This window comes from Novosphingobium resinovorum (assembly GCF_036352595.1).
Taxonomy (GTDB): domain Bacteria; phylum Pseudomonadota; class Alphaproteobacteria; order Sphingomonadales; family Sphingomonadaceae; genus Novosphingobium; species Novosphingobium resinovorum_B.
Window position 1 is genome coordinate 1 of sequence record NZ_JAZFAX010000041.1, and the last position, 22,343, is coordinate 22,343.

General features: G+C 62.9%; 18 protein-coding genes. 2 read left to right on the forward strand and 16 right to left on the reverse strand.

The genetic code is table 11. From position 1 onward, the window contains the following. Positions 1–125: 125 nt before the first annotated feature. Both V2S85_RS23610 and V2S85_RS23615 read right to left on the reverse strand, forming a co-directional pair. Entirely contained in the window at positions 126–452 is a 327-nt protein-coding gene (locus V2S85_RS23610) for a hypothetical protein (protein WP_330705249.1), read from the reverse strand. A 6-nt stretch (positions 453–458) separates the two neighbouring features. Next, positions 459–1,004, reverse strand: coding sequence for a hypothetical protein (locus V2S85_RS23615; RefSeq protein ID WP_330705250.1), 546 nt, complete (start codon positions 1,002–1,004; stop codon positions 459–461). Between the two features lie 166 nt (positions 1,005–1,170). On the opposite strand from V2S85_RS23615, the gene V2S85_RS23620 reads away from it, so the two are divergent. Further along, a complete protein-coding gene (locus tag V2S85_RS23620; protein WP_330705251.1) occupies positions 1,171–2,070 on the forward strand; it encodes a LysR substrate-binding domain-containing protein in 900 nt (299 codons plus the stop codon). A gap of 781 nt (positions 2,071–2,851) precedes the next feature. Here V2S85_RS23620 and V2S85_RS23625 read toward each other — a convergent pair. From V2S85_RS23625 to V2S85_RS23650, 6 genes are all read right to left on the reverse strand, one after another. Next, on the reverse strand, positions 2,852–3,934 hold the full coding sequence (locus V2S85_RS23625) for a restriction endonuclease (RefSeq protein WP_330705252.1): 1,083 nt from the start codon (positions 3,932–3,934) through the stop codon (positions 2,852–2,854). 11 nt (positions 3,935–3,945) lie between these two features. Continuing rightward, positions 3,946–6,900 (reverse strand): MobF family relaxase, encoded by a 2,955-nt coding sequence (mobF, locus tag V2S85_RS23630; protein ID WP_330705253.1) that lies wholly within the window; start codon positions 6,898–6,900, stop codon positions 3,946–3,948. Continuing rightward, positions 6,897–8,987, reverse strand: a complete 2,091-nt coding sequence (locus tag V2S85_RS23635; RefSeq protein ID WP_330705254.1) for a type IV secretion system DNA-binding domain-containing protein — start codon at positions 8,985–8,987, stop codon at positions 6,897–6,899. The genes mobF and V2S85_RS23635 overlap by 4 nt, the downstream gene beginning before the upstream one ends. Continuing rightward, positions 8,984–9,283 (reverse strand): CopG family transcriptional regulator, encoded by a 300-nt coding sequence (locus V2S85_RS23640; protein WP_330705255.1) that lies wholly within the window; start codon positions 9,281–9,283, stop codon positions 8,984–8,986. Before V2S85_RS23640 ends, V2S85_RS23635 begins: the two co-directional genes overlap by 4 nt. Before the next feature lie 241 nt (positions 9,284–9,524). Then, on the reverse strand, positions 9,525–12,848 hold the full coding sequence (locus tag V2S85_RS23645; protein WP_330705256.1) for a DEAD/DEAH box helicase: 3,324 nt from the start codon (positions 12,846–12,848) through the stop codon (positions 9,525–9,527). 427 nt (positions 12,849–13,275) lie between these two features. Next, complete coding sequence (locus V2S85_RS23650; RefSeq protein ID WP_330705257.1) at positions 13,276–13,623, reverse strand: hypothetical protein; 348 nt, start codon at positions 13,621–13,623, stop codon at positions 13,276–13,278. 198 nt (positions 13,624–13,821) lie between these two features. On the opposite strand from V2S85_RS23650, the gene V2S85_RS23655 reads away from it, so the two are divergent. Continuing rightward, complete coding sequence (locus V2S85_RS23655; protein ID WP_330705258.1) at positions 13,822–14,064, forward strand: hypothetical protein; 243 nt, start codon at positions 13,822–13,824, stop codon at positions 14,062–14,064. On the opposite strand, the gene V2S85_RS23660 is transcribed toward V2S85_RS23655, so the two are convergent. From V2S85_RS23660 to V2S85_RS23695, 8 genes are all read right to left on the reverse strand, one after another. Next, complete coding sequence (locus V2S85_RS23660) at positions 14,065–14,586, reverse strand: hypothetical protein (RefSeq protein ID WP_330705259.1); 522 nt, start codon at positions 14,584–14,586, stop codon at positions 14,065–14,067. A gap of 280 nt (positions 14,587–14,866) precedes the next feature. Beyond that, positions 14,867–15,850: a DUF2493 domain-containing protein gene (locus V2S85_RS23665; protein ID WP_330705260.1), complete on the reverse strand. Its 984-nt coding sequence runs from the start codon at positions 15,848–15,850 to the stop codon at positions 14,867–14,869. A 405-nt stretch (positions 15,851–16,255) separates the two neighbouring features. Further along, the gene (locus tag V2S85_RS23670; RefSeq protein WP_330705261.1) at positions 16,256–17,266 is read right to left on the reverse strand and encodes a DUF2493 domain-containing protein; all 1,011 of its coding nucleotides are present in this window, start codon (positions 17,264–17,266) and stop codon (positions 16,256–16,258) included. Positions 17,267–17,352: 86 nt separating this feature from the next. Beyond that, positions 17,353–17,634 carry a hypothetical protein gene (locus V2S85_RS23675; protein WP_330705262.1) on the reverse strand — a complete coding sequence of 94 codons (282 nt, stop codon included), beginning with the start codon at positions 17,632–17,634 and terminating at the stop codon, positions 17,353–17,355. 83 nt (positions 17,635–17,717) lie between these two features. Then, positions 17,718–18,185, reverse strand: a complete 468-nt coding sequence (locus V2S85_RS23680; RefSeq protein WP_330705263.1) for a DUF736 domain-containing protein — start codon at positions 18,183–18,185, stop codon at positions 17,718–17,720. A gap of 838 nt (positions 18,186–19,023) precedes the next feature. After that, positions 19,024–19,242 carry a hypothetical protein gene (locus tag V2S85_RS23685; protein ID WP_330705264.1) on the reverse strand — a complete coding sequence of 73 codons (219 nt, stop codon included), beginning with the start codon at positions 19,240–19,242 and terminating at the stop codon, positions 19,024–19,026. A 643-nt stretch (positions 19,243–19,885) separates the two neighbouring features. Continuing rightward, positions 19,886–20,449, reverse strand: a complete 564-nt coding sequence (locus V2S85_RS23690) for a hypothetical protein (protein ID WP_330705265.1) — start codon at positions 20,447–20,449, stop codon at positions 19,886–19,888. A 587-nt stretch (positions 20,450–21,036) separates the two neighbouring features. Beyond that, a complete protein-coding gene (locus tag V2S85_RS23695) occupies positions 21,037–22,335 on the reverse strand; it encodes a hypothetical protein (RefSeq protein ID WP_330705266.1) in 1,299 nt (432 codons plus the stop codon). Between the last annotated feature and the right edge of the window lie 8 nt (positions 22,336–22,343).

Sequence of the window (22,343 nt, forward strand, 5' to 3'; positions counted from 1 at the left end):
AATGCCTCAAGGTGATCGCTCAAACTGAACAGGGACTTGGGATCCATAGCTGGCCTCCGTGATCGCGCGCCCTCAATGAATCATTATAGCCGTCCAAACGCTACCGGTTTTTGCGGGTCTCCAGCTCAATTGCGCGCGTAAATGCTCGACGCTGCATAGCCAAAGCAACGGATGCGCGCGGTGAGGCCGGTATTGCGCTTGATGGCGTCGTCCAGCATTTCCGTAAACTGCGCCATGACTGACGGCGTCCGAAATTGCTCAAGGCGATACTGGATTTCCGCGAAAGCGGGGTGCCCCCGGCCATGCCGGACAGCGACATAGACAATATGCACGTTCGCCAATGCGGCCCGGAGAATGCCGGTGCAAAGTTCTGTGCATTGCTCCGTGAGGTCTGCAAGGGCTTCGTCCGGCGGCATCCTGTCTGCGGGAATATAGATCGTGACATTCGGCATCGGGATCTACCGTGCCTTCCCGGCCGCAGCGTCACCGTCATTCGTCAACTGCGCCGTCATCGGCACATAGACATGGACGCCTTCAGATAGATGCTCGATGTCAAACACGCTGCCGCGCTCGACCTTGGCGAGCCAGCGGTGTTCCGGGAACTTCTCCATTGCGACCGCCTGCATCGCATATGGGGCGAGGCCAAGCCGGATCAGAGGTTCGGGGCCTGTTGCGCTCAACGCCAGATATTCGCCCTCACCAATGCCCGGCGCGCGGTCGATGCCGCCATAAAGGTTCCGGTGCCAGTCGGTGATGTGCTGTTGCCAGCGTGCGAAATTGCCGCCGCCCTTATGGCGGTATTCCTCACCCGTCAGAATGTCGAGGCCGTCTATCGAATGAAGGGCGAGATAGACCGGGCAGCCACCGCTCAGCGCCTTGAAACGCTGCGAGGTGTGGAAGCCGGTCACCGAAATGAGGGCTGGCAGCTTGTCCAGGCTGTAAAAGTCGTTCCATTCCGCTTCGCTGGCCGGATCGGCAAAGCTGCATTCCACCGTATAGATCATTATTCCACCTTCGGCCGGAAGATTGGCCCTCCAGTTGTCTTTCGTTGATATTTTCTCATGATGGACTGCCAATCCACGCCTATATATCGACAATGGATCATGCTTCAGTGATCTAATATCAAGGTGACGGCGGATCGAAGGCCGAACCATCCATTCAGGAACCGTCATGCGCCGCAAGATTCCCAGCAATTCCGCACTCATGGCGTTCGAGGCGTCGGCGCGTCATGGGAGCTTCGCTCGCGCGGCCGACGAACTGGCCCTCACCGAGGGGGCGATCAGCCGCCAGATAGGCCGGCTCGAAGCCTTCCTCGGCGTCACGCTGTTCGAGCGGATCGGTAATCGCGTCCGGCTTTTGCCGAATGGAGAACGTTACGCCGTTCAGGTCCGCGAGGCACTCGACCGGCTGGAGCGCGACAGCCAATATCTGATGGGGCAGCCCAGCGACGGCGCGAGCCTAGACATCGCAATCCTGCCGACGTTCGCCACGCGTTGGTTCATCCCGCGTCTGAAGCCGTTCCAGGAGCGGCATCCGAATATCACCCTGCATCTTGCGGAACGGATGGAGCCATTCGTTCTCACCGGCAGCGGCTTCGACGCCGCCATCCATTTTGAGCATCCTGCTTGGACGGGAATGCGGACACACCGCTTGCTGCATGAGGTGCTAGTTCCGGTCTGCCATCCGGCGCTGATCAGGGGCCGAGACCCTGCGGCAGCCCTCGATGCGCTGCCGCGGCTCCATCGCCGCCAGAACCCGGACGCCTGGCATCGTTATGCCGAAGAGGCCGGGGTCGTGCTGACCCATCCTGCGATCGGTCCCCGCTATGATCTTCACTCCATGCAGATCGAAGCCGCGTTGGTTGGTCTCGGCGTTGCGCTCGTGCCGCGCCTCTATATCGAAAGCGAACTGGCGGAAGGTCGCTTGGTCGCGCCTTGGCCTGATGGGGAGTCGATTTCCAAAACGTTCTGCCTCATCCTGCCGGAGCCGATCCGACTGAGCGACGCTCCAATACAGGTTTTCGCAAATTGGCTTCTCAACGAGGCGCGAGCGTCAAATCCAATCCTTTGATGCCAGCCTGCGGCCTTGGCTTGCAACTCAGCCATGACAAGCAGAGTCAACGTGTCTCTCCGCACATTGCGTGCGGCGTTGGAGGGCTATAGCTCCGCACCGTCAGGCGCCGCCTGCCAGCCCGCCGAATCCGCACCATATTCTGCACAAATGGATAAGCAAGCGCAGCCGAATGCCACACGGAATCAGTGGAGGCGGAAAAGCGTTTCGGTCGTCTTTTCCATAATTGTCGCCGTGCTTCCTCGTTATTCGCGGGTGCGACGGGTGCCAGCAGGCGCGCGCTCTTCGGTGAGACATATGCCCCGGTCTGTTTGCCGAATACCGGATCGGTGGCCAGACGTACGATGGCCCCTGCGCCACGCTCGGGATTGCCAATACCAAGCCACGTCGGCGACCCGGCGACTGGATGAGCCAAGCTCAGGTCACGACCGAGCCTGACGACATTGAAGCCCGAACACAGGCAATTGACAGCGCCTCCTGTTCCGTCGAGTTGTCGGGCCAGTTTGGGGGAGAACATGAGAAGCTTGGTTGCCATCGATCCCCGATGATCCACGCGCGGCAAACGGCGCTGTGCCGAGCAAGCCGCTTTCGATATCGAGACCCCACTCTGGCGCGAAGCCTCCGAGCCAGTGGTGACGACGCGCGATGCCGAGGAGTGCACGAGGGTTTCCCGCAAGGTCTCCGTCGGCAACCAAGACGCGAAATGGTCGCCGGCGATCCTTCTCGTATAACCATCCTTTATCGTTTTCATGTTTCAGTTCTACGGCGCCAGGCGGAGGTTTCAGCGCATAAACACGTCGTTCCCGAACCTTCCGCTCAGGTGCATGGCCACAGAGGCGATATAGTTTCGCTGACGCCACGCTGTCGGGCTGTGGTAGACGCCAACGGCCTTCCAATAGTCCCCCGTCGTCCGCAGAGCGGACAGAAACACCCACCGTGCGGCCTCTGCGTTGAAACAGGGATCAAAACGAAGCCAATGACGCACATGGGCTTTCGGCCGGTCGATATCCGCTGCGATGCGGCCGACCCACCAACTGTTGATCTGCAAGGGCCCCAGGTCATGGGTGCCATTAGTGTTGGCAACCTCGGCACCGATCCAGCCGGCCTCCTGGTCGCGCAGGCCCCAGAGCGTCTTTTCGAGCCAAGGCCTGCCGAGCGAGGCCCGGCGGATGCAAGCGCCGATCAGATGTTCCTCATCCGGATTGCGCGCTCTGGCCTGGGCCGGGGACGGTGAGATCATCGCTCCGCACAGCAGTGTACAGATGAGACAGGGAACGAAACGCATTATACAGCCCTCATCCATCGCCTTTGACGCCGCTCGATCATGGTGCCCTAGGCCGGTGAGGTCTGGAAAAGGCCCATCCGTAAGCAAGGCCAGAAGCGCCCGACCAGAAATGATTTCGATGGCGCTGCCATGGGCGATGGCGGCGCGACTTTGCGGCCCGGTCCGCCCGGTATGGATGAAGAGGCCGCGCCGCCCCCTCGTGCGACAGAGCGCCTCAAATGCCGCAACATGTTCCGGCCGGATCGTATCAGCATAGCGCTTGGCCTGGATCAGCCAGACAGCGCCATTGATCACGACCTGCCCGTCGCTCCCACCATCACCGGTGTAACGGCGGTTCCGAATGACCTTGTGACCACGGCGCTCGAAACTTTCGAGCAGAAGCTCCTCGAACGCGAGCGGGTCCATGGCGCGCAGGCGGGCATAGAGGAGTTGTGGCGGCTGCAACCGGTCCCGCCCGCGAAGTTGGGCCGCCATGGCCCTGGCCTGCCGCCTCCGCCAGCGATGCTTCACGGGCACCCGAAATCGACGGACGAAAAAAGCCAGAAGGATGAGCAGCAGCGCGGACAGGATAAACAGCATGGGAAAGGACCTTATCGCTCGGGACCGTGAGACGGCTCGGGGTGATGGACAGGAAATGGCGTTGGCCGCGTCGGCTGATTGTCTGGTGCCCCGCGATCGGTGCGGGCGCGGTCGAGAATGCCCTCGAGGAAGCGGTCCAGGACCTGTGCAATACTGCGCGCGCCCTCGGCGAGATGTTCGGCGGCGCCGCGCGGCGGACGCTCCCGGCGATCAAGATGCCGTTCGAGCATGCGATCGCGGCGTTGTGCGCGCAATTGCTCCTGTTCGGCCTTGAGATTGGCCAGATGCCGTCCATGGCGGTTAGAGAGTGCATCGACACGGTCTGCCTTCTGCCGCCCCAACCCTTCCGACGAAGATGTTTTCTCGCCCGACTGCCGCTCGAGTTTGGCGATCAACGCCTCGACGTCGTTGGTCCAAAGCCTCGCGCCGAAGGCCGCGCGGGTGATGGCCGTGTAGAAATTCTGGGCGTTGACGAGCGGCGATTCGACCGGGGCGAGCACGAAAACGCGCGGATAGGTCTTGGACTGGGCGGAATAGACGGTCTCGGCATAGCCATGATCCCATGTCCTGTGCCTGGACAGATCGACCTGTTCCACACGTTCGTCGCGGTCCCAGCGGATCGTTGCCACCACCCCTTCCAGCTTCTCCACGGTCCCACGCTCGGCGTTGCGCAAATCCAGTTCCCGGTTGACGAGACGCCACTGGATACGGTCTCCTTCGGCAAGATCGCGATATTCGGGATTGAATATGTTGATGTGCCGGGCCCCGGTGGTCTGCGGATCCCATCGGATTGTGCGTCCTTGCTCATCGACGAGGCGCACGACCTGCCGGCTATTGGGTTCACGCCCCAGTCCGATGACGTGATAGTCGGCATTGCGGGCGACACCGAGGCCGACGATGTCGCGGTCGAAGCGCACGATCTGACCAGAGCCGTAAAAACGCGCCTTATGCTTTTCAATGTCGGTCAGGCCGGCGGGTGCGAGGATGGACAGCCGGCTATCCTGGGCGGCGAGACCATTCTCATCCTTCAGCGCATCGCGAATCTTGCTGTTGACGATGAGGCGGGTCGCATTGTCGAGGACGAGAATATTGGTGCCGGCCCGCGAGTCCGGCTTGAGCCGTATCCAGGCATGGACGACCTGCTCGGCCATCCTCTCATTGTCGGTGACGGTGCTGACGCTATCGAGCTTTGCCAATGACTCGGTGAAGTTGCCCGAACGTGCGGCAGTGACGGCCGCCTTGATCGATTTGGTTTCCTGACGCACGGCCTCGGTAAGTTCGACCGTCGGCAGGCCCAGTTTGCGCATCAGCCAGAACGGCTTGCCCTGCTCGATGGCGCCAGTCTGCTTCTCGTCGCCCAGCAGCAGCAATCGTGCGCCCGTCGTCCTGCTGATTTCAAGCAGCCGCTGTGCCTGGCGGTTACTCAGTTGCCCCGCCTCGTCGAGGACCAGCACATGACGGTCGGTGATCCCCTGCCCGCCTCGCGCGACGAAGCCGGCAACAGTATAGGAGGCGATATCTGCCTTCTTGCCAAGTTCGGCGGCCGCCGAAGATGTGGGCGCCAGGGCGATCAAGGTCGTGCCGGGCTCAGCCGCCTCTCCCAACACTCTGACCAGCGTCGATTTGCCGGATCCCGCGACACCGTGGATGGCGGTGATGCGATCGGGTGTCAGCGCCGTCTCGACAAGGGCATTCTGCTGCTGTTTGTTGAGGCTGGTCCCCTCCAGCACGGTAAGTAATCGATCACTTGAGGCAATCGGGCGAGCATCATTCAGGCCGAGCGCGATATGCTGGGTGAGCGCCAGTTCCAGCCGCCAGGATTTGCGACTGGTTCTCCCGCGCGTCAGTATCTTGTCGCCGGTCTGCTCATGGGTCGGCAGCAGCTTGCGCACCAGTTCGTGGTTTTCAATCCGGGGACGGATATCCTCGAGCCGGACTTCGCCGACATGGGCGGTGAGACCAGTGCGCAGAATATCGCCCAGATTGTTGACCGCTTCCGTCGTCTCCAATTGCCGCAAGCCGAACAGCGCGGCACGCGATGCCTCCCGTTCGGTGGGTGGCAGGTGCCTGCCTTCTCGCTCATGCGTTTCATCGGTGATCAACCGAAGCGCGTCGAGCCGTGGCCCGGTCCGCTGGTGCCACCGCGCAACAAGGTCTTCCTTGCCGATCTTCACCTTGGCCTTGCGCGTGGCGTAGAATGAGGCGCGCTGGGCCTTCTGCCCGACCAGCCCGTGTTCGCGGGCATGTTCCTCGATCGCCTCGGCGCGCTGCGAGAATTGTTGAATCAGATCAACGGGAACACCGCGTATCTCGAAGAGGCCCGATCGCGGATTGGTGTCGATCTCATAGCCCGCCTCGCGCAACCCGAAGGCCAGGGCATTGCGATAGATCTGACCCGCGACGCGCTGTTCGCCATACATGACCCTGCTTTCCAGGCTAGCCATGGGATCGCCGGGTTCACGGTTGGTCATGTTGAGGACGACCAGATGGGTGTGGAGATGGGGATCGAGTTCGCGACTGCCATGTTCGGTAAAGCGCGCGACGAGGATGCGACCGGTAATTTCGTGAATGATTTTGCCTTCGTCCCGGCGGCGCAGCTGTGCCTGTTCCTCCAGATAGGAGATAGCGGCGGTCACCGCTCCCTCATGGGCGGCAAGCACGCGTTCATCCCCGGCTACCAGCGCCATGATCGACACGGACTTTGGCGCGTTGACCGCGAAGTCCCAGCCGGGATGGTGTTGGATCTGCCCATCGGCGCGATGGCGCCCCAGTTGCTGGTCGCCGACTTTTCCGGCCAGGAGTTCACGAAACAGCTTCGGATCGACCGCGCCTGACAGCCCAAGATCAGCCGCGAGCTTGCCGGCCCATTCCGAAGGCTCGTTCCGGCCCTTGGTGTAATAGTCGCCGACCGTATAATAGCGGGCAATGTTAGCGGGTTGACCGTGGAGACGCTGGGGCTGGATCATGCCGGTCTCGCCCGCTCACGCGGCCCATCTTGATGGCCATGCTGGACAAGTTCGGAGCGGATTTCTCCCCGCTTGCCGGCGAGGATGGTCCACAGGGATCGCGCGGGAGCCGGGAGCTCGGCATGCTCTTCATTCAGCAGGATGTCCTCGACCCGCTGCGGATCGATATCCGGCGCCGGAGGGCTGAAAAGATCCGGCTGGGGTGACGGCGGCGTTGGCGTCTCCTGGGATGCCTGGGGCTTCTTCGACGGCTTTTCCCCTGCGTAGGGGGCTGGCGGCGTCTGCGCAGCCTCGCGCTCCATGGCTTCACGGACCCGCGATTCGGCGTGGGCAATGCGAACGAGTGTTTGCGCCTTGTCGATCTGGGCGGGCGAATCAGTACGTTCGGCGAAGGCCTCTCCCAGCGATGGAATGTCCTTGAACCGGCTATCGAACCGGACCACGGGCAAATTGCGGCCGAAGCGCAGGAAGCCCACCAGATTGGGCAGGTTGGTGACCTCGGTCGGCATGACAAGCGGCCGTGTCACCTGCATGCGCGACAGGTTGACGCCGTCGCGCATGTCGTTGACGCCATAGGACATGCCCTCATTGGCCTCGACCTGTTCGACCTGGCCTAGGTTGATAGAGACATGGTCGGCGGTATCCGTATCATTCGCCCGCAGCGCCACCCAGGTCGAGCAATAGCCAGTCATCGCTGCGGCATCTTCCTTGCCATAGGTCGCCTTGAGCTGGGGATAGGACTGGAAGCCTAATATGCCGCATCCGCCATATTTGCGGGCCCGCGCAAGAAAGTCCGAAAGCGACGGCAACTTATGCAGTGTCGGCAGTTCGTCGATCACGCAATAGAGCCGCCGGTCGCGATCCGGCGCCAGGCTCATGATCGCACTGATCGCGATATCGAGCCACACCGTGATCAGCGGGCGCAGCGAGGGAAGCTGATCGGCTTTCACGGTGATGAAGAGCCAGCTTCCCTCCGCGCCTTTCTCTACCCAGTCGCGGATCGAGAAGCCGTCCTCGGTATCGTCGAGATAGCTGAAGCTGCGCATGACCGAAGCGAGTTCGGCCTGGATGCCGGCGGATGTCCGTTCGCCTTCGGCGCTGATGAAGGCGGCGGCGTCCGTACCGGTCACGAAGGCGGCCAGATCCTTGAGCTTCGAACGCAAGAGCCGATCGAGCAGTACCGAAACATAGGTATGCTTCTGACGCGCGAGTTTGCGCATGACCGCGACCAGCGTGCCCCGCGCAGCCTTCGCCCAGAAGGGATCGCCATGCTTGTCGGGAATCGTCGACTCGGCGATTTGATCATAATGATAGTCGCGCGGCACATCGACCCAAGGCGACCACCGCGCCGTCCGCTGGTCGAGCGGGTTGAGCAGCATATCGGTGCCTTGCCGGTAGAATTTCTCGACGAAGGTGCCGGCGGTGTCATAGACGATGGCGCGCTGGCCCGATTTGCGGATGCCGTCAAGCATGCCGACGATGAGGTTGGTCTTTCCCGTGCCAGGCGCGCCGCACAGGAGGATATGTTCCGGCTCATAGGCTTCCGGTACCGGCACTTCGCCGATCAGGAGCGGCCCCTTGGTCTGGCGCCAGAGTGCGCGCTTGACCTGCCGGATCGTGCCGAAGCGTGCCCCGCGCAGATATTCGTTGGAGCCAAGGCCCCTGCCCGTTCGGGTGAAATAGAACCAGGCCCAGGCGAGCATGACGAGGCTGAACAGTCCCGAGATCAGCGCTCCATGGAGCAGATAGACCTCGAACGCATGCAAGGTCTTCCTGGCCAGGCTGGACGCAACGAGCCAGTCTGCCGAAGTCCAGTAGGCCTGGCCTTCGGGCGTGCGGAACTGAACGGGATCGTTGGTACCGGCTGCCGCGTCGACCTTGATCATCGCCTCGGCAAGCTTGAGCAGGACGAAGCGCTCGTATTCCGTAGATTTCTCGAAGGCGTACCAGAGGGTACCGACGATCCAGATGATGAAGCCGGTCAACAGGGTCTGGTAGAAGACTTGCGTGGTCATGCGAACGTTATGAACGATGGCTTGTCCGCCGCGGGTCCATGAGCCCAGCGTGTCGTTGCGGAAAATGCTCACCGGGCGTCCCCCCCGCCCAGCAGCCCACGCTCGGCGAGGATGGCGCGCGCCTGCGCCATGCCCTGCTCGAGTGCAGCGGGGGATTGTTGACCGACGGATGTGGCGACGATCGAGAGGATCTGGATCGAGGTCGCGAGTATCTCGTCCTGAGAGGAGAAGACATAGCGCTTGCGCTCGTCGACCGCCTGCTCGAGCACTTGGCGAATGAAGCCCGAAATGGACAGGTTGGCGCCGCGGGCGCGGCGCACCAAGGCAAGATGCAGCGCCTCATCGAGACGAAAATTGATCTTTGGCAAGCGCCAGGCCCCCTCATCAGGTGACCTTCGCAAGCATCATGAAGCCATCTGCTTATATATCAGCCGCCGCCGTCTTTCAAGTTGCGACGTGCTCTCTTTGCTCAAAACCACGTTTAGGGGTCACCGGCAGATTCATCCGCCGAAGTCTTGTCCGTGCTAACGAATGCCTGACGGGCATAGGTCGCTCAGGTTGCTTTTCGCCGGAACGGGCGCAATCGGGGCATACGATATTTTTCCGGCATCACTGCTCTTGGGCAAGGTTCATCCACCTTCCTTCGGCCCAGAGGTCCGCAGGTACTACAGGCAGCATTTCAGCGGCGGTGGCAAATACCCCGGCTCCCCTCCATAGCTCCCGATTGCCCACGACATATAGTCCCCGCTTTGCCCTGGTGGCCGCAACGTTGAGCATGTTGGGCGTGTTACCTGCCCATTTCCGAGAACCGTTCTTCGCGCCTCGCCCTGCCCCTAACATCAGAATAACGCACTCGGCTTCCTTGCCCTGGAAGGTATGGATCGTGCCGACATGCCGATCGAGCCAGGCCTCCGCCCTCTTCTGCGAAATCCTGCCCAGCGCAGCATCCTTGCGCGTCAATAGCGCCTTGAGGTTACCCGTCGGCACGCGAAACGGACTGATGATGTATAGGTCGGGCAAATCCTGATCGTGCCGTAACACGGAGCGCAGAGCCTGATCGATCAAGCGTCCTTCCTCAGCAACCCATTTGTCGGAGGACGGCGCATCGACATCGATCCAAGCCGTATGTCCCAACATTTCGCGCAGCCTGGAGTTGCCCCCGCCGGTCGCGTGGATCATCCGCTCGCCATAGGCGATACGGTTGGCGATGGCAAACATGGGGTTGTCGCAGCGTCGATGCACGAGAAGGGGAAACCCCGTAATACGGGGTTGCTCCGGGTTGCCATCCAGCGCAGGGAATTGCCCCTGAATCGCACTGGCGCGATCCGCCAGCGTCTGCACCGACTGGCCCGGAGCGCTCCATTCCGTAGCCCGGCTCCCGCAATTCTCGAAAATTTTCCGGGTTGTTTCCTTGCCCAAAGTAGCCACCGGCGGAATTTGTAATGGATCCCCGATCACGATCGCGCGGCGAGCACGCCAGATCGCGCCGAGGGCATGTTGAGGACAGGCCTGCCCAGCCTCGTCGAGTAAAAACCAACCCGTCGATCCACCTTTCAGAGTAGGAAACATTCGTCCTAGCGAGGCGAAGGTCGTCGAGACGACGGGAACGAGAAGGAAGAATGCACCCCAATCTCGCGCGGTCGGCGGGTCGCCCCGGCCGGCGGACATTACCTTGTTCAAAGCCGGCTTGATATGCTTCACACCAGCGATCAGGAAGGCGCGGTGGAGGCGTACTGCAGCCACGAACAGGGCGTCGCGGGCAGCCCTGAACTCGCCTCCGTTCCAGGGCGATGCGGCTTGCAGTGCGTCTTCTGCCTGCTCCCAGAAACCGGGTTCGGGACTTGCGCCTTCAAGCCTTGTTTCCACCACCGCAACTTTTCGATCAAGCTCAGAGATTTCCTTTTCCAGATAGCCCAACTGGCGCGCCAGCTCGACCTGTAGCGCGGCAAGGGTTTTGACCAAATCCTTCGTCGCGTCGCGATCTCGCGCTGCCTCCGTGGCGACGGTTCCGGCGCGCTCCAGGTCGCCAACGCGCATCTCAATCGAACGTTGATACGCGCGCCATTTTTCCGATCCGATGAGACGCGCCAGAAAACCTGGCCTCGCACTCCGCAAGGCTGAGAGCATACCTAGTTCGGCATTCCGTTCCTCTTCTGCGGATCGATAGCGCTCCTCATCGACGAGGAGCGCCCGCTCGGCATCCTCACGATCATGAATCGCCTCGCACAACTTGTCGTGCAAAGCGGGCTTTCCGCTCTCCAGCAACCGCAGCCGATCCCGTGCGCGTGCCATTTCGATTAGGTCCGAGCGCAACCGCCTGCACTTCTCCAATGCGTCGCGAAATTCCGCTCGTGCCTTCCGCCATTCCGCGCGCGCCTGCTCCCTGGTGGGAGGCGGATCGATCTGGCACAGCCGACTGGGTTCCTTCCCTTCGAACCGCGGCTGATTTGGCGACCAAACCCGGTCGAACCACTCCGACAGCCCCCAGTCCTTGTCGAACCAGAATCGCTTATGAAATTCGTAACGGTTGCTCGAATTGCCGAGCTTCGCCGCCATCACGCCCCAAGCTTTGCGCGCTTCCTCTTCATCCTGCGATAAACCCAGGACGTGAGTCGCGGTATGCGAGAAATAGGTCAGGCGGCCGTCCTTCCATATGCTCGGATCGAGCGCCTTCTCGCGAAGAGGAAGCTCCAGACTGATATTCTCGACGGCGGCATTATTGTTGCTCGCCACCACGATCGCATAGTCCATGAGATCTATGTTGCCGAGGCCATTCCACGGCTTGTCGATCTCGGCCAGTCGTTCGGCCCGGTTGGTGAGGACGTGCGCAACGACATCGCGCAGCAAGGTCGTCTTGCCCGTTCCCGGTGGGCCATTAACGGCGAATAGTCCCTCCTGGGACAGATCACGGAGAGCGGCGTTGACCGCCCCTTGTTGCAACAGGGTCAGAGGGTGCAGACCGGGACCGGGCCACCGAGCGAGAGGGAATAGACCGGGCTGAAGAAGGTCCGACAACCGGCGCCGGTCGCTGAGCGCATCCCAGGTTTGCTTCGGCCGGTCGAGACCGAGATAAGCGCGTGTGGCGGCGGGCAAGCCCGACAGATCCCTTTCTACCGCCAGAAGGTCCGGGAGATAGAAGGTGGCGAGGATATCCCCGCTCGGCGGATCCTTCTTGATCGTCCTGATGGCGCAAGGTGTCACGATCCAGAGATCCTCCGGAACCCCCAGATCGGTCCGCAACTTGCGCGACACGTCGCGTAGATCCTGCCAACTCAGTGCACGCGGACGCCCCGCGGTATCGGTGGGTGAAAGGCGGGCCGTCACCTCGTGCAAGAGCGACGGCTCGTCGTTTGCCCATCCGGAGAGATCGGCAGCAGCACCGTCGGCGCAGAGTTTCCCGACACCCCATGCGAAGCAGGCCAGCGCTATACTGCCGGGCACGAGGATACCGAACTCATCGAGAATGAGCGTCGCCGCGAGAACGTTTCCCCGCATCTTGCGATCGACGGTATCGTCATCGACCTCATCGCCGAAGACACCGTCCAGGAACTTCATGGCGCCTGCTGTCGGCATCGCAGCAAGGACGATCTTGTACCAGGGACGAGGCTTGAGTTGCTCTCTTCGGGCTTGCGGGGCGTCGTGGTGGCCTGGTGAAACAGGGTGTTGTTCGGTGGTGGCGATCGGCTCTTCGCCTCCGGCGATGTCGGTTTGCATTTCACCAAACCATGGCGCGATGTCGTCGTCTTCAGGAGTATCCCAGAGGCTCTGCCCGGTCTGCGCCTCCGTTGCCCTGTTACGAAGCTGGCCTCCTATTACTTGCGCGTAGCCATTCCAGCCTCCCTCTTCGACAATCCCCGGTGTCAAAATTTCGACGCCAATCCAGGATCTCAGCGCGTTGCGAACGGTGTCGGGATCGGAGTCTATGCAGGTCATGAAAGAAGGCTAACCTTACCAAGCCATCCCGACAACGAATTTGGGCACGTGAGACGTGGCACACGCAGAATCACGATGATTTTGCAATGACTTGCACTGAGAGCAGGTGAAGTTCGTGTGCTTCGTAATACACCGCTGAGAAAACGCGTATCACCGGGGTTGCATGAATAGCCCGCTGAAAGAGCGAGGATTTCTCTCTGCAGCACCCGTGCGTAGGGTCCATTACAAAACGGCCTCGCGCCGTGCGTCCCGCCTTACGCAGCGCGCTCGCGCTGCGCAGCCTCGTACCGGCAGGGGCGGGGCACCCTTGCTGCAGTTTCGCGGTGGTGCGTGGCGAGGAGGTTTGAGGGATGGCGTTCATGGGTGGGGTCTCCCCGAAAGCAAAAAAAAAGGGACCGGGCGTCAGGCCCGGTCCCGGGATATGTGATCAGCCCTGCTGGGCGACCAACGCGTGCGCTTCCAGGATGAGCATGGCCGCCTCGTCGTCACGGCCCTGCGCCCGGATGATCCGATACGCATTGGAGCGGGCACCTATCCGGGCGAGGTCCGAAGCCCGGTTCCATTCCGCCTCGTATTCCTCGTCGCACTCGCCGGTTATCACGAAGTCACCGGTCTCGTAATCGGTGTAACCATAGTACTGGCCCGCGTAGGAATTAGCCGATTTGAGGTGGCGCTCGATCTGGCGAATGAGAGCGAACCCCCTCGCCTGCGCAGAGAAATAGTGCGGTTCATGGGTTTCGACGAATCGGTCGTAATCGGGTTCGATGGTGAGCATGAAAGCCTCCTCATGGGGTGTCCGCGGAGGACAGGCACCGCGGGCCGATGGATGGGATGGGATGTGGTCGGTGACGGACCGACAGGAGCGGCCAGGCGCGAAGCCCCGCCGGTTCCGCAGGAAGCGGCAATCCCCGCTTGCGCCGACCCGCCGATGTGGCACAGTCGCAAGCGACGGGCAGGCCATCGGGGAAGGACGATGGAAATGCCGAAGATGACGGAAAGGGATCGGCTCGCCGATCTCGAAGCGCGTCAGCGCAAGATGAACGATGAACTGGAAAACGCGCGCCGTGCGTTGCGGGGCAGATATGCCGCGATGATCGCGGAGATGCCGGTGGAGAAGCTCACGGAAAAGGAGTTTCGCGAGCTTCTCACACAGGCGGTCCGGGTAGGCGGCGGCGCGGCGCTGACGGCGATTAAAGGACTGCCGGCAGCGATCTGATCACGCGCCGGTCATCACCAGGTTCCGGCAGGGGTGCGCCTCGAGAAAGCTGTCCCTGTCGGAATCCGATCTCAGGGTGATGAACCGCGCTTCGGGCCCGAACCAGATCATGATGAAGCGCCGCTGCGCCGCCAACCGGTGGATATTCGCAAGGCTGCCCCGGCTGCGACCATCCCAGATCACGAGACCGAGGGCGGCATCGCGCGCCATCGCCGCATCCTTCGCGGCATGGAAGGCGGCGGTGCCCTTTCGCCCGGAAGTAGGAATGCGCCGGACAGGCCAGTCGCCCATATTATGACGCGGTTCCTCGCCGGAACAGTAGACCCTGACAGCAGCGATCTCGCGATCGGAAAGATGGCGCTGGACCAATCGATCCACGCCGCGCGCGTCCCCGATCAGGATGGGAAGCGCACGGTACAGGATACCATCGATGCGTTCGATCACGGGCTCGGGAAGCGCGGTAATGGACAGCGATCCGGAAACGAAAACGGCCGAATTAGAAAGGTGCAGATGCTCGGACATGGCTTTAATCTCCTCGAATGAGCCACCCCTCTCTGCCCTCCTCTCCTCTGGTGGCAGGACGCGGCCTCGCCCCTCAGCCAACCCCGCCCAGACCGCACCCGGAGGGTGTCCCTGCGACGAGCACGGCGAAGCCGCGCGCAGGAGGCCGGGACCGCCTGGCGGTCCCGCATCGCGCCCGCGACGGACCCGCCTGCGGGTCCCTGAGCGGGGGCGAGAGCTACGCTTGGTAAAAAGAAATGAGGACCGGCCCGGCGAACCGGACCGATCCTCTGGCGGAATCTCACTGCGCCTCCCATCCCTGATCGCTGAGCCTCACGAACCGCGCCGGGATACGCTTCTCCTTCACGAGGCGCGCGAGGTGGGACTGCAGGCCCGACCCTTCGCAGACCAGCGCCTCGACGGGTCGCAGTCCGACCATCTGCTCGTTCCGGACGAACCCTGCCCTCTTCCCCAGCTTGGCGCTGAGGCGGAACGTGATGAGCTTCACCTTACGCGAGGCGGCCCACGCTGCGGCCATCGCGTCGCATCCCTTATCCTGTGCGGTCGTCGCCAGCACCATCGCCGGGTTCCGGGATTTCGCGTCGTCGAGTTTCGCCCAGATCAGGCGGTCGTCAAACCAGCAGTCCGCGCCGCCTGAGAAGATCACGATGGGCCCTCGCGGGTTATGCGCGTCGGTGCGGCGCTGGCGGCGGGCGGCAAGAAAATCGGTGGCGGCGATCACCGAGGCGGTACGCTTACTCGAGACCAGCGATCCCTTCGGTGCCGACCATGGCCGTCCGGTTTCGGTGTGGAAGACGTCGGCGGCATGGTCGCGCATGCAGCGCAGGGCGTCGGTGGCTTCGTCGAGGAATTCGAGTTCGCCCTGTGCCTGCTCGAGTTCGACGCCGTGGATTTCGCTGCCGTCGGCGCGCGGCAGCAGGTCCTGAATGTCGCGCGTCGCCTTATCGGCCTGCCCCTGCCACTGGTCGGCGACGTGATGGAAACTGTTCACGATGCCCCATGCGAGGCGCTCGGCGGCAGGCTGCAGCCGCGTGTCGCGCAGCAGGTCGACGAGGGTCGTGACGATCAGTTCGACGGCAAGCTGGGCTTCGCGCGGATCGGGCATGTCGGTCGCCATCTCCTCTTCGCCGCGCCCGATGCGGATGCCGCCAAGATCGGAGGAGAATGCGGCGTGGAAGTCGTCGGTCGCGCCCCCCATCGTTTCCTGCGCGATGAATTCGGCGATGTCGGAGAAGGGGCGGACGCTGCGGTGGATCTTCGTCATGGAAACCTCCTGTAGAAACGAAAGAGGTTCCCCCCTGGGCACGGGCTCCGAGCGGCGGGGTCAAGGATCGCGGAACGCGACCGGCGCAGCCGGCGATGGGGGTCACGATTTTTCCGGGCGGCCATCATCATTGCAGGCCAGGCGCGACGCCCGACCCGCCCGGAAAAATGGTGGGGCCCCGTCGTCCTTGAGGCCGACGCGGTCCCGTGCCACCATTGGAATTCTTGAGAGAGAGAAGAGGCTTTGCGAATCTGGGGCTCGATGCCCCTGATTCGCAACGGGTGCCTCCAGGCGCTTACCTCTCAGTGGAGCGCCCGCGACCTCGCGACCCTGCACGCCCCTTGCGCAAAAAAGGGGGGACGGCGCGGCGCGCCGTCCCTCGAAAAATGCGCTAAGACTTCGGTCTCAGGCTACTCGGCGAGAGCGGCCCCGCGGAAGCGCGGTGATCTTCTCGGCGGGTGCCTGATCGGCCTTTCGGAAGGCATGGATCGGAACACCGACCTTTCGCAGCGCCTGATAGAGGTTCGCCTGAATGCCCGAGCCCTCGCCCAGCACGGCTTCGACGGGTTTCAGTTCGGCCAGCTTGCGATTACGGGCAAAGGGCGCGCCGCGCCCCGCGCCCATCAGCGAGTAGGTGACGAGCTGGACCTCGCGGCTCCCCGCCCACGAGGCCACGATCGCATCGAAGCCCTTACGCTGCGCGGTGGTCACCAGCGTCATGTGCGGGATCCGCGCGAGGATCGCGTCGAGCCGGTCCCACAGGATCTGCCAGTCGTGCCATTCGGCATGGCCCGAGGCGACGACGATCGGGCCACGCGGGCGGTACCGCTCGCGCTCGGCGAGCTCCCGGGCGCGCAGGAAGTCCTGTATCGCGACCTGCGTGGCGGTGGCGACCTTCGAGACCCGCGAACCGCGCGCCGGCGACCAGGGACGGCCCGAAAGCACGCGGAAGGTGTCGGCCGCATAGTCGCGCATGCACTCGACCGCTTCGCGCTGTTCGGACAGCGACTGGCACAGCAGCTGCTTCTCCTCGAGCTCGGTGTTAAACACCTCGGAAAGGTCGGAGCGGCGCATCATGTCGCGCAGTTCGTCGGCCAACAGGTCTTCCTGCCGTTCGAGCTTTCCGGCGACGAAATGGAAGCTGTTCACCATGCCCCATGCGATCTCGGGGGCGAGCGCATCGAGGCGGGTGTCGGTCAGCAGGTCGAAAATGGTGGCGATGACCCCGGCACAATCGGCCTGTGCGTGGAGCGGCTCGGGCATGTCGTGTTCGCCGGGTTCATCCCCCGGGCTGATGATCGAGAGGGGGATGGGATCACCGAACGCGCGCTGGAATTCCGGGGTCGCGGTCACTTCGGCGAACAGCGCGGGCAGATCAGCCAAGCGGCTGATGCTGCGCGAATGGTCGTGGCTCATGGAACTTCTCCCTGTCAGGGGGGCAAAAGGAAAAGGGCCGCGAACGCGAGGATAGCGTCCCGGCCCTGCATGGGTGTCGTGCCGGGTCAGTGCCTGCTCGCCCGGGCGGGCGCGACGAATGCCGCGCGCGTCAGGACGGTATCGACGATCCCGGCCGCATGCGGCGCGAGCGGCGTATTCTCGAGCAGGTCGTAGATGGCGGCGATGATCTCGCCGCAGGTGATACCCGCCGGGATTTCCGGCACGGGAGACGCGCCCTCGACATGCCGCGCGAGCAGGTCGCGGATCGAGGGGCTGGCCATGATCGCCGCGGAGAGCGCGGCAAGGTCGGTCAACGGGGCGGAAGAATGCAATGAAGAGCGGGGCATGGGATGTCTCCTCATGGGCGAAAAAGAAAGAGGCCGGGGAAGCCTGACGCCTCCCCGGCCCGATGGGACTGATCAGCGCGTGATCAGAACGGGTCTTCCTCCTCGAACGAGGTGTCCGAACCCGACCGTTCGCCGCCGGCACCCACGGTGCTGTCACCGAAGCCGCCCTGATCGCCCGGGTCGCGATCGTCGTACCGGCCGCTGCTCGCGCCCATGCCGCCACCGAAATCGGAGCGCATGGTGTCGCGGCGCCAGGCGACCATGTAGCCGCCATGGTCGGCCGGGAAGAGCGCGATCGGCAGCGGCTCGGGCAGGCTGGGGTCGTCGATGTTCCCGGCGAGGAACACATCCCCCTGCTTCGACACGGCCTCCCACAGCGCGCCGATCTGGACGTAGCGGCGGGCGACGTTAAGCGCGAGGATCTCGTAGACCGGAGCCTTCGGATTATCGCTCACGACCTTGCGCAGCCCGACACTGGGCAGATCGATGGTGCGAGTGGCGATCGAGCCCTTCAGACGGCCATTCCGATTAAAGATTTCACCGATGTTCATCGTCTTTACCTTTCGAATGTCGCTCGAAACCATTCTCAGCGACACCCTCACCGGCCCTTCTCTCCTCTCTATCCCGCGCTCGCCTCCCGCGCCGCGCGCCCGCGGCGAGGCGCTCCGCCTCCCCCAGCGCGACGCCGCCGCGGTCCACGCGCAACGCCCCCGCCGCCCGCAACTCCGCGCGACACCGCGGCACGATCAGGGGCAGAGGCGCGGCGCGAGGGATGATGAAGGTGGATTGGGGCGCGACGCCCGGGGCGCGGCGGTAGCCGCGCGGGTGCTACGCTGGCGGGAGTCGCCGTAGCGAGGGGCAGCGGCGTGAACCGGCGGTCATCGCAGACACTGCGGGAGCGGCGTGGTCGGCGGCACCGGCAGGTGCGGTCCCGGTATCGGGAGCGAGCAGGAGATAGGGGCGGGCCGCGCGGCGGAAAGAATGGCCATCGAAAGACGGCGGATGCGACCGCTCGAAATCCCCAGCCAATCCGGAGTTGGGGATTGAAATTGACGTAACGCCGTGATCGGCCGATCTGGGAAATAGCGAGAGCGTAAAGGTTGGAGCCAGTGTTCCGGCTACCGCTTACTTGCCGTATCGCAGGACGCCAGCATCGTGCCGAACGCTTGGGAAACTCGGCCTTCGGAGTAACCGCCTATCCAGGCTATCCGTCCGAGATATGTCCTGTAGGGATTAGCCGATGTGGGCTCACCGCGTCGTGCCGCCACGAAACCGAGGTGGCGGATCATCGAGAATTCTTTCAAGAAAGCCTCCTGATTCGCGGGAATATTGCATTGCAACATGCGGGGCACAGATAGTCCAGAGCTTCAGTTGGAATGTCTCGCGTTTCTACTCAGGCCCCTGCTCGAAGGCTTTGGCCCCTGCCCGTTGGAAAGCGTCAAGAACCTCCGGTCCCAGAAGGCGGGCGGTTTCGCTGCTTTCCAGTCCGGAATACGCGATGGTGTAGGTGCCGTCTTCATGCGTGACGATCCTTACCTCGATGTCGCCTTTCGACGCGGTGGCCTGGGCCAGATCGATATTCCACTCACCGATGCGAACCTTAGACATGATCGAAGCCTCATGGAAGATTTGGGAAACGCGGTGCCCCGGCCGGCAAACAGCACCAGAAACAGCGGCCGGAGCGAGGTGCACCACATGGGCCTGTGATCAAGGGGTCGTGCCTGCATCGGTTACCGCCCCCTGCCCGGAGCATCCGCTAGGCAAGGATGCGGCGCCACCGACGAGGGCCATCCTTCCGGATCGCGCAGCCGCAGTATTGGCAGGTTCCGATGTAATGATCCCCGTTCCACCACATATCTCTCCGGAACGATTTATGACGATCGAGCGGACAAAAAACGAAGCGCCACACCAAAGAGATCATAAGTCGTTCTCCAGGACTGCGATGCCCCTATGTGGTGGGCCTTCCTGCGCCATCGCGGCCCTGACGATGAAATTTCCCGCCTGCCCCTCGGGTGCGCAGGTGGTCCTGAAGATTGGGACATTTGGCCGCAGGGGCGGCCAGACCTCAAGACCGTGCAGATTGTGAATGCTGCACGTGCGAAGTGTCAAGAGGAAGCGTTTCCCCGCGGGTTATATCGAAACGAGCGGTCGAACCCTCGTCGGTGCAGGGCACGCGCGAATGCAAGCCAGTGCCGCTAGCCAGTACGCGAGACCGGCAAAATGAACATCACGTCCCAAGCGGGTGAGGTAATCAGGCGGCGAGCCTCTCGACACCTTCATTGAACCGATCGATCCATTGGCGCATATGCGGCCGTCGCTCCACGGGAATGGCCGCAGCGACACGCTGGAAATCAATGAGATCGACAGGTGCGCCTGCGACGATGGCGTCGATCTCGTCGGGATCAAGAAGCTCTCGCTGCCGGATGAACATGGTCATGGAGCCGGGACGGGCTTTCGTCGCCCGACGCCACAATCCCTCGACATTGCGCAGGCGTGGCGCGGCCCGCGCCTCAACCAACACGATCAATCGAAGCACCCAGCGCGGCAATTGCGCGACTTCCTCGGAACGCATATGCGCACAGCAACTCGATTTCGGGGGAACCGGCAAGCCTTCAGCCTCAATTCGCCGGATGCAGGCGTCGCGGTCCCAATGCCATTCGTGCAGAAGCGGATAAAGATAGTCGTATCGGGCATCCATGATGCCTTCGCGGTTTGCATAACGCCGGTTGTCGGCAGGTGAAGCGTCATACCCGATCAGCTTGACAACCTTACCGCCAACCTGCCATATATTCTTTGCAAGTTGCCATTTTGACACCCAAAGGTCTTGAGGCTGTATCTTCCATTTGACTGAACAAGATTTCCTACCAAATGAGGCAGATGGCAAAGTCGAGTTCGTCAGGCAATTCTCCAATATTGTGAAGTACGGCGGCCAATGCTTGAATTTCTTTGGCTCGTATCGAACAATATGGTGAGATATACCTCGATCGTCCATCCATTTCTGAAAAATCGGAAGATAGGCGTAACTCTGGGGCTTTCGGCGCCAGTATCCGCGGTCAATACGGCATCCAGCCTTCGGCCCCGGGCTACCCACTCGATAATCATGGCGGTGCTGTTTACGCCCATGCCCCAGGCCGCCACGACCGGATAGGTGGCAGATGGCATCGTCATGCGACCATCGCCAGCCAGCGGTCGGGCCAGGCAGGCGGCCGCATCGTAACCCTGAACGCCTGTAACGGCGCGACGCCATGCACGACATAGTGCGGCACACCGGTCGCACACCGCAGCTGCTGGGCTGTTCTGAGCGCGTGATCGAAGCTGGAGAGTTGCCGCCGCAGAGACGACAGGCTGCTGGGCGGGACAGGCGTGGACATAAAACCTCCGGAAATGAAGCGGCGGCCGGGATCAGGCAGCGATCGGAAGATCGACACCGGTCGGAACAGCGGTATCGAGCGCCAGCAGGCTGTGGAGCGTGACAGGTGGTCTATTGGCCCGCCGCGTCTTAGGGCCTCGCGTGGGACGCGCCGGATCGTTGAACCGGCAGCCGAGGCGCGCGGCATGCTTGCCGATGACGGCGGGATCGCGGGCAAGGGCCTGCGCGACATCGACCATCGAGACGCCATATGCCCAGGCGTTACGGATCGCCCTTTCTTCGTCGGCGCTGAATGCGCGCATGAACCCGTGGACCAGCCCCATACGGTTCGCATGATAGAGAACGGCGCGCACGCCGCGGCCAAGCGCCTCGGCGATCTGGCGGGTCGGAACCTTGCCATAGTCAGCCCGCAACCGGGCTTCTTCCTCGGCCGTCCACACCGGTCCCTGCCGAAATCCGTCCCGGCGGACATGCGAGCCCCTGAGCCCCAGCGCCTCGGCCCGCCAGCGGATCGAGTGGGGGGTGCGGCCAAGCCGCTCGCGCAGAGGCGTCAGACTCGCCCCCGTCCTGTAGGCATGACGGAGAAGCGCGTCCTCCTCGGGGATCCACGGGCGGCCCCAGCCCCTGCCATAGCCCAGCTTACGCAGGCGCTGGCCGAGGCTGCGACTGTTCCGGGCCGGGAAGCCTTCGGCCACCAGAACCTCGGCGATGGCGACATAACGTGCGCCGGTTGCCGCGAGTTCGAGGGCGCGGTTCATTTCCGCGTCGCTCCAGTCGTCCGGCTGGCAGGCATGGCGCAGCCCCAGCGCCGAAGCGCGCGAGATGACGCCGGCGAAGGGTCGCCCGATCAGGCTCGCGATCTGCACGACAGGTACGCCTGTGGCGTAGCCCGCGCGCAGTTGCGCGTCCTCCCAGCCACTGTACGGCGGGGATCCGGGTTCAGAGAGGCCAAGCAGCCGGGCGCGGGCATAGAGCGCGCTCACGCCGCGACCAAGCCGCGCCGCCAACGTCGCCGTCGGCTCGTGGGCGTAGCAGCGCGCCAGTTCCTCATCGGCCCAGTCGCTCCACGATCGCCGCGAATTACGGCGCAGGCCCAGGTCATGGATCCGGGTAGCGACAGCGGCCCGGGACCGCCCAAGCTGGGCGGCGATTTCCTCGATCGTGCAATCGTCGGTAAAAGCTACGCGGAGACGCCCCGTCTCATGGGGAAGCCATGCATCCGCGCGGAAAGCCAGTTCAGATAGCGGCACGGTCGGCGCGGTATCCGTCTCGGGGACGAAAGGGGTCAGTTCGACGATCTCGGTGTCGAGATCGAAGCTGGTCTGGGTCATGGTGGGCT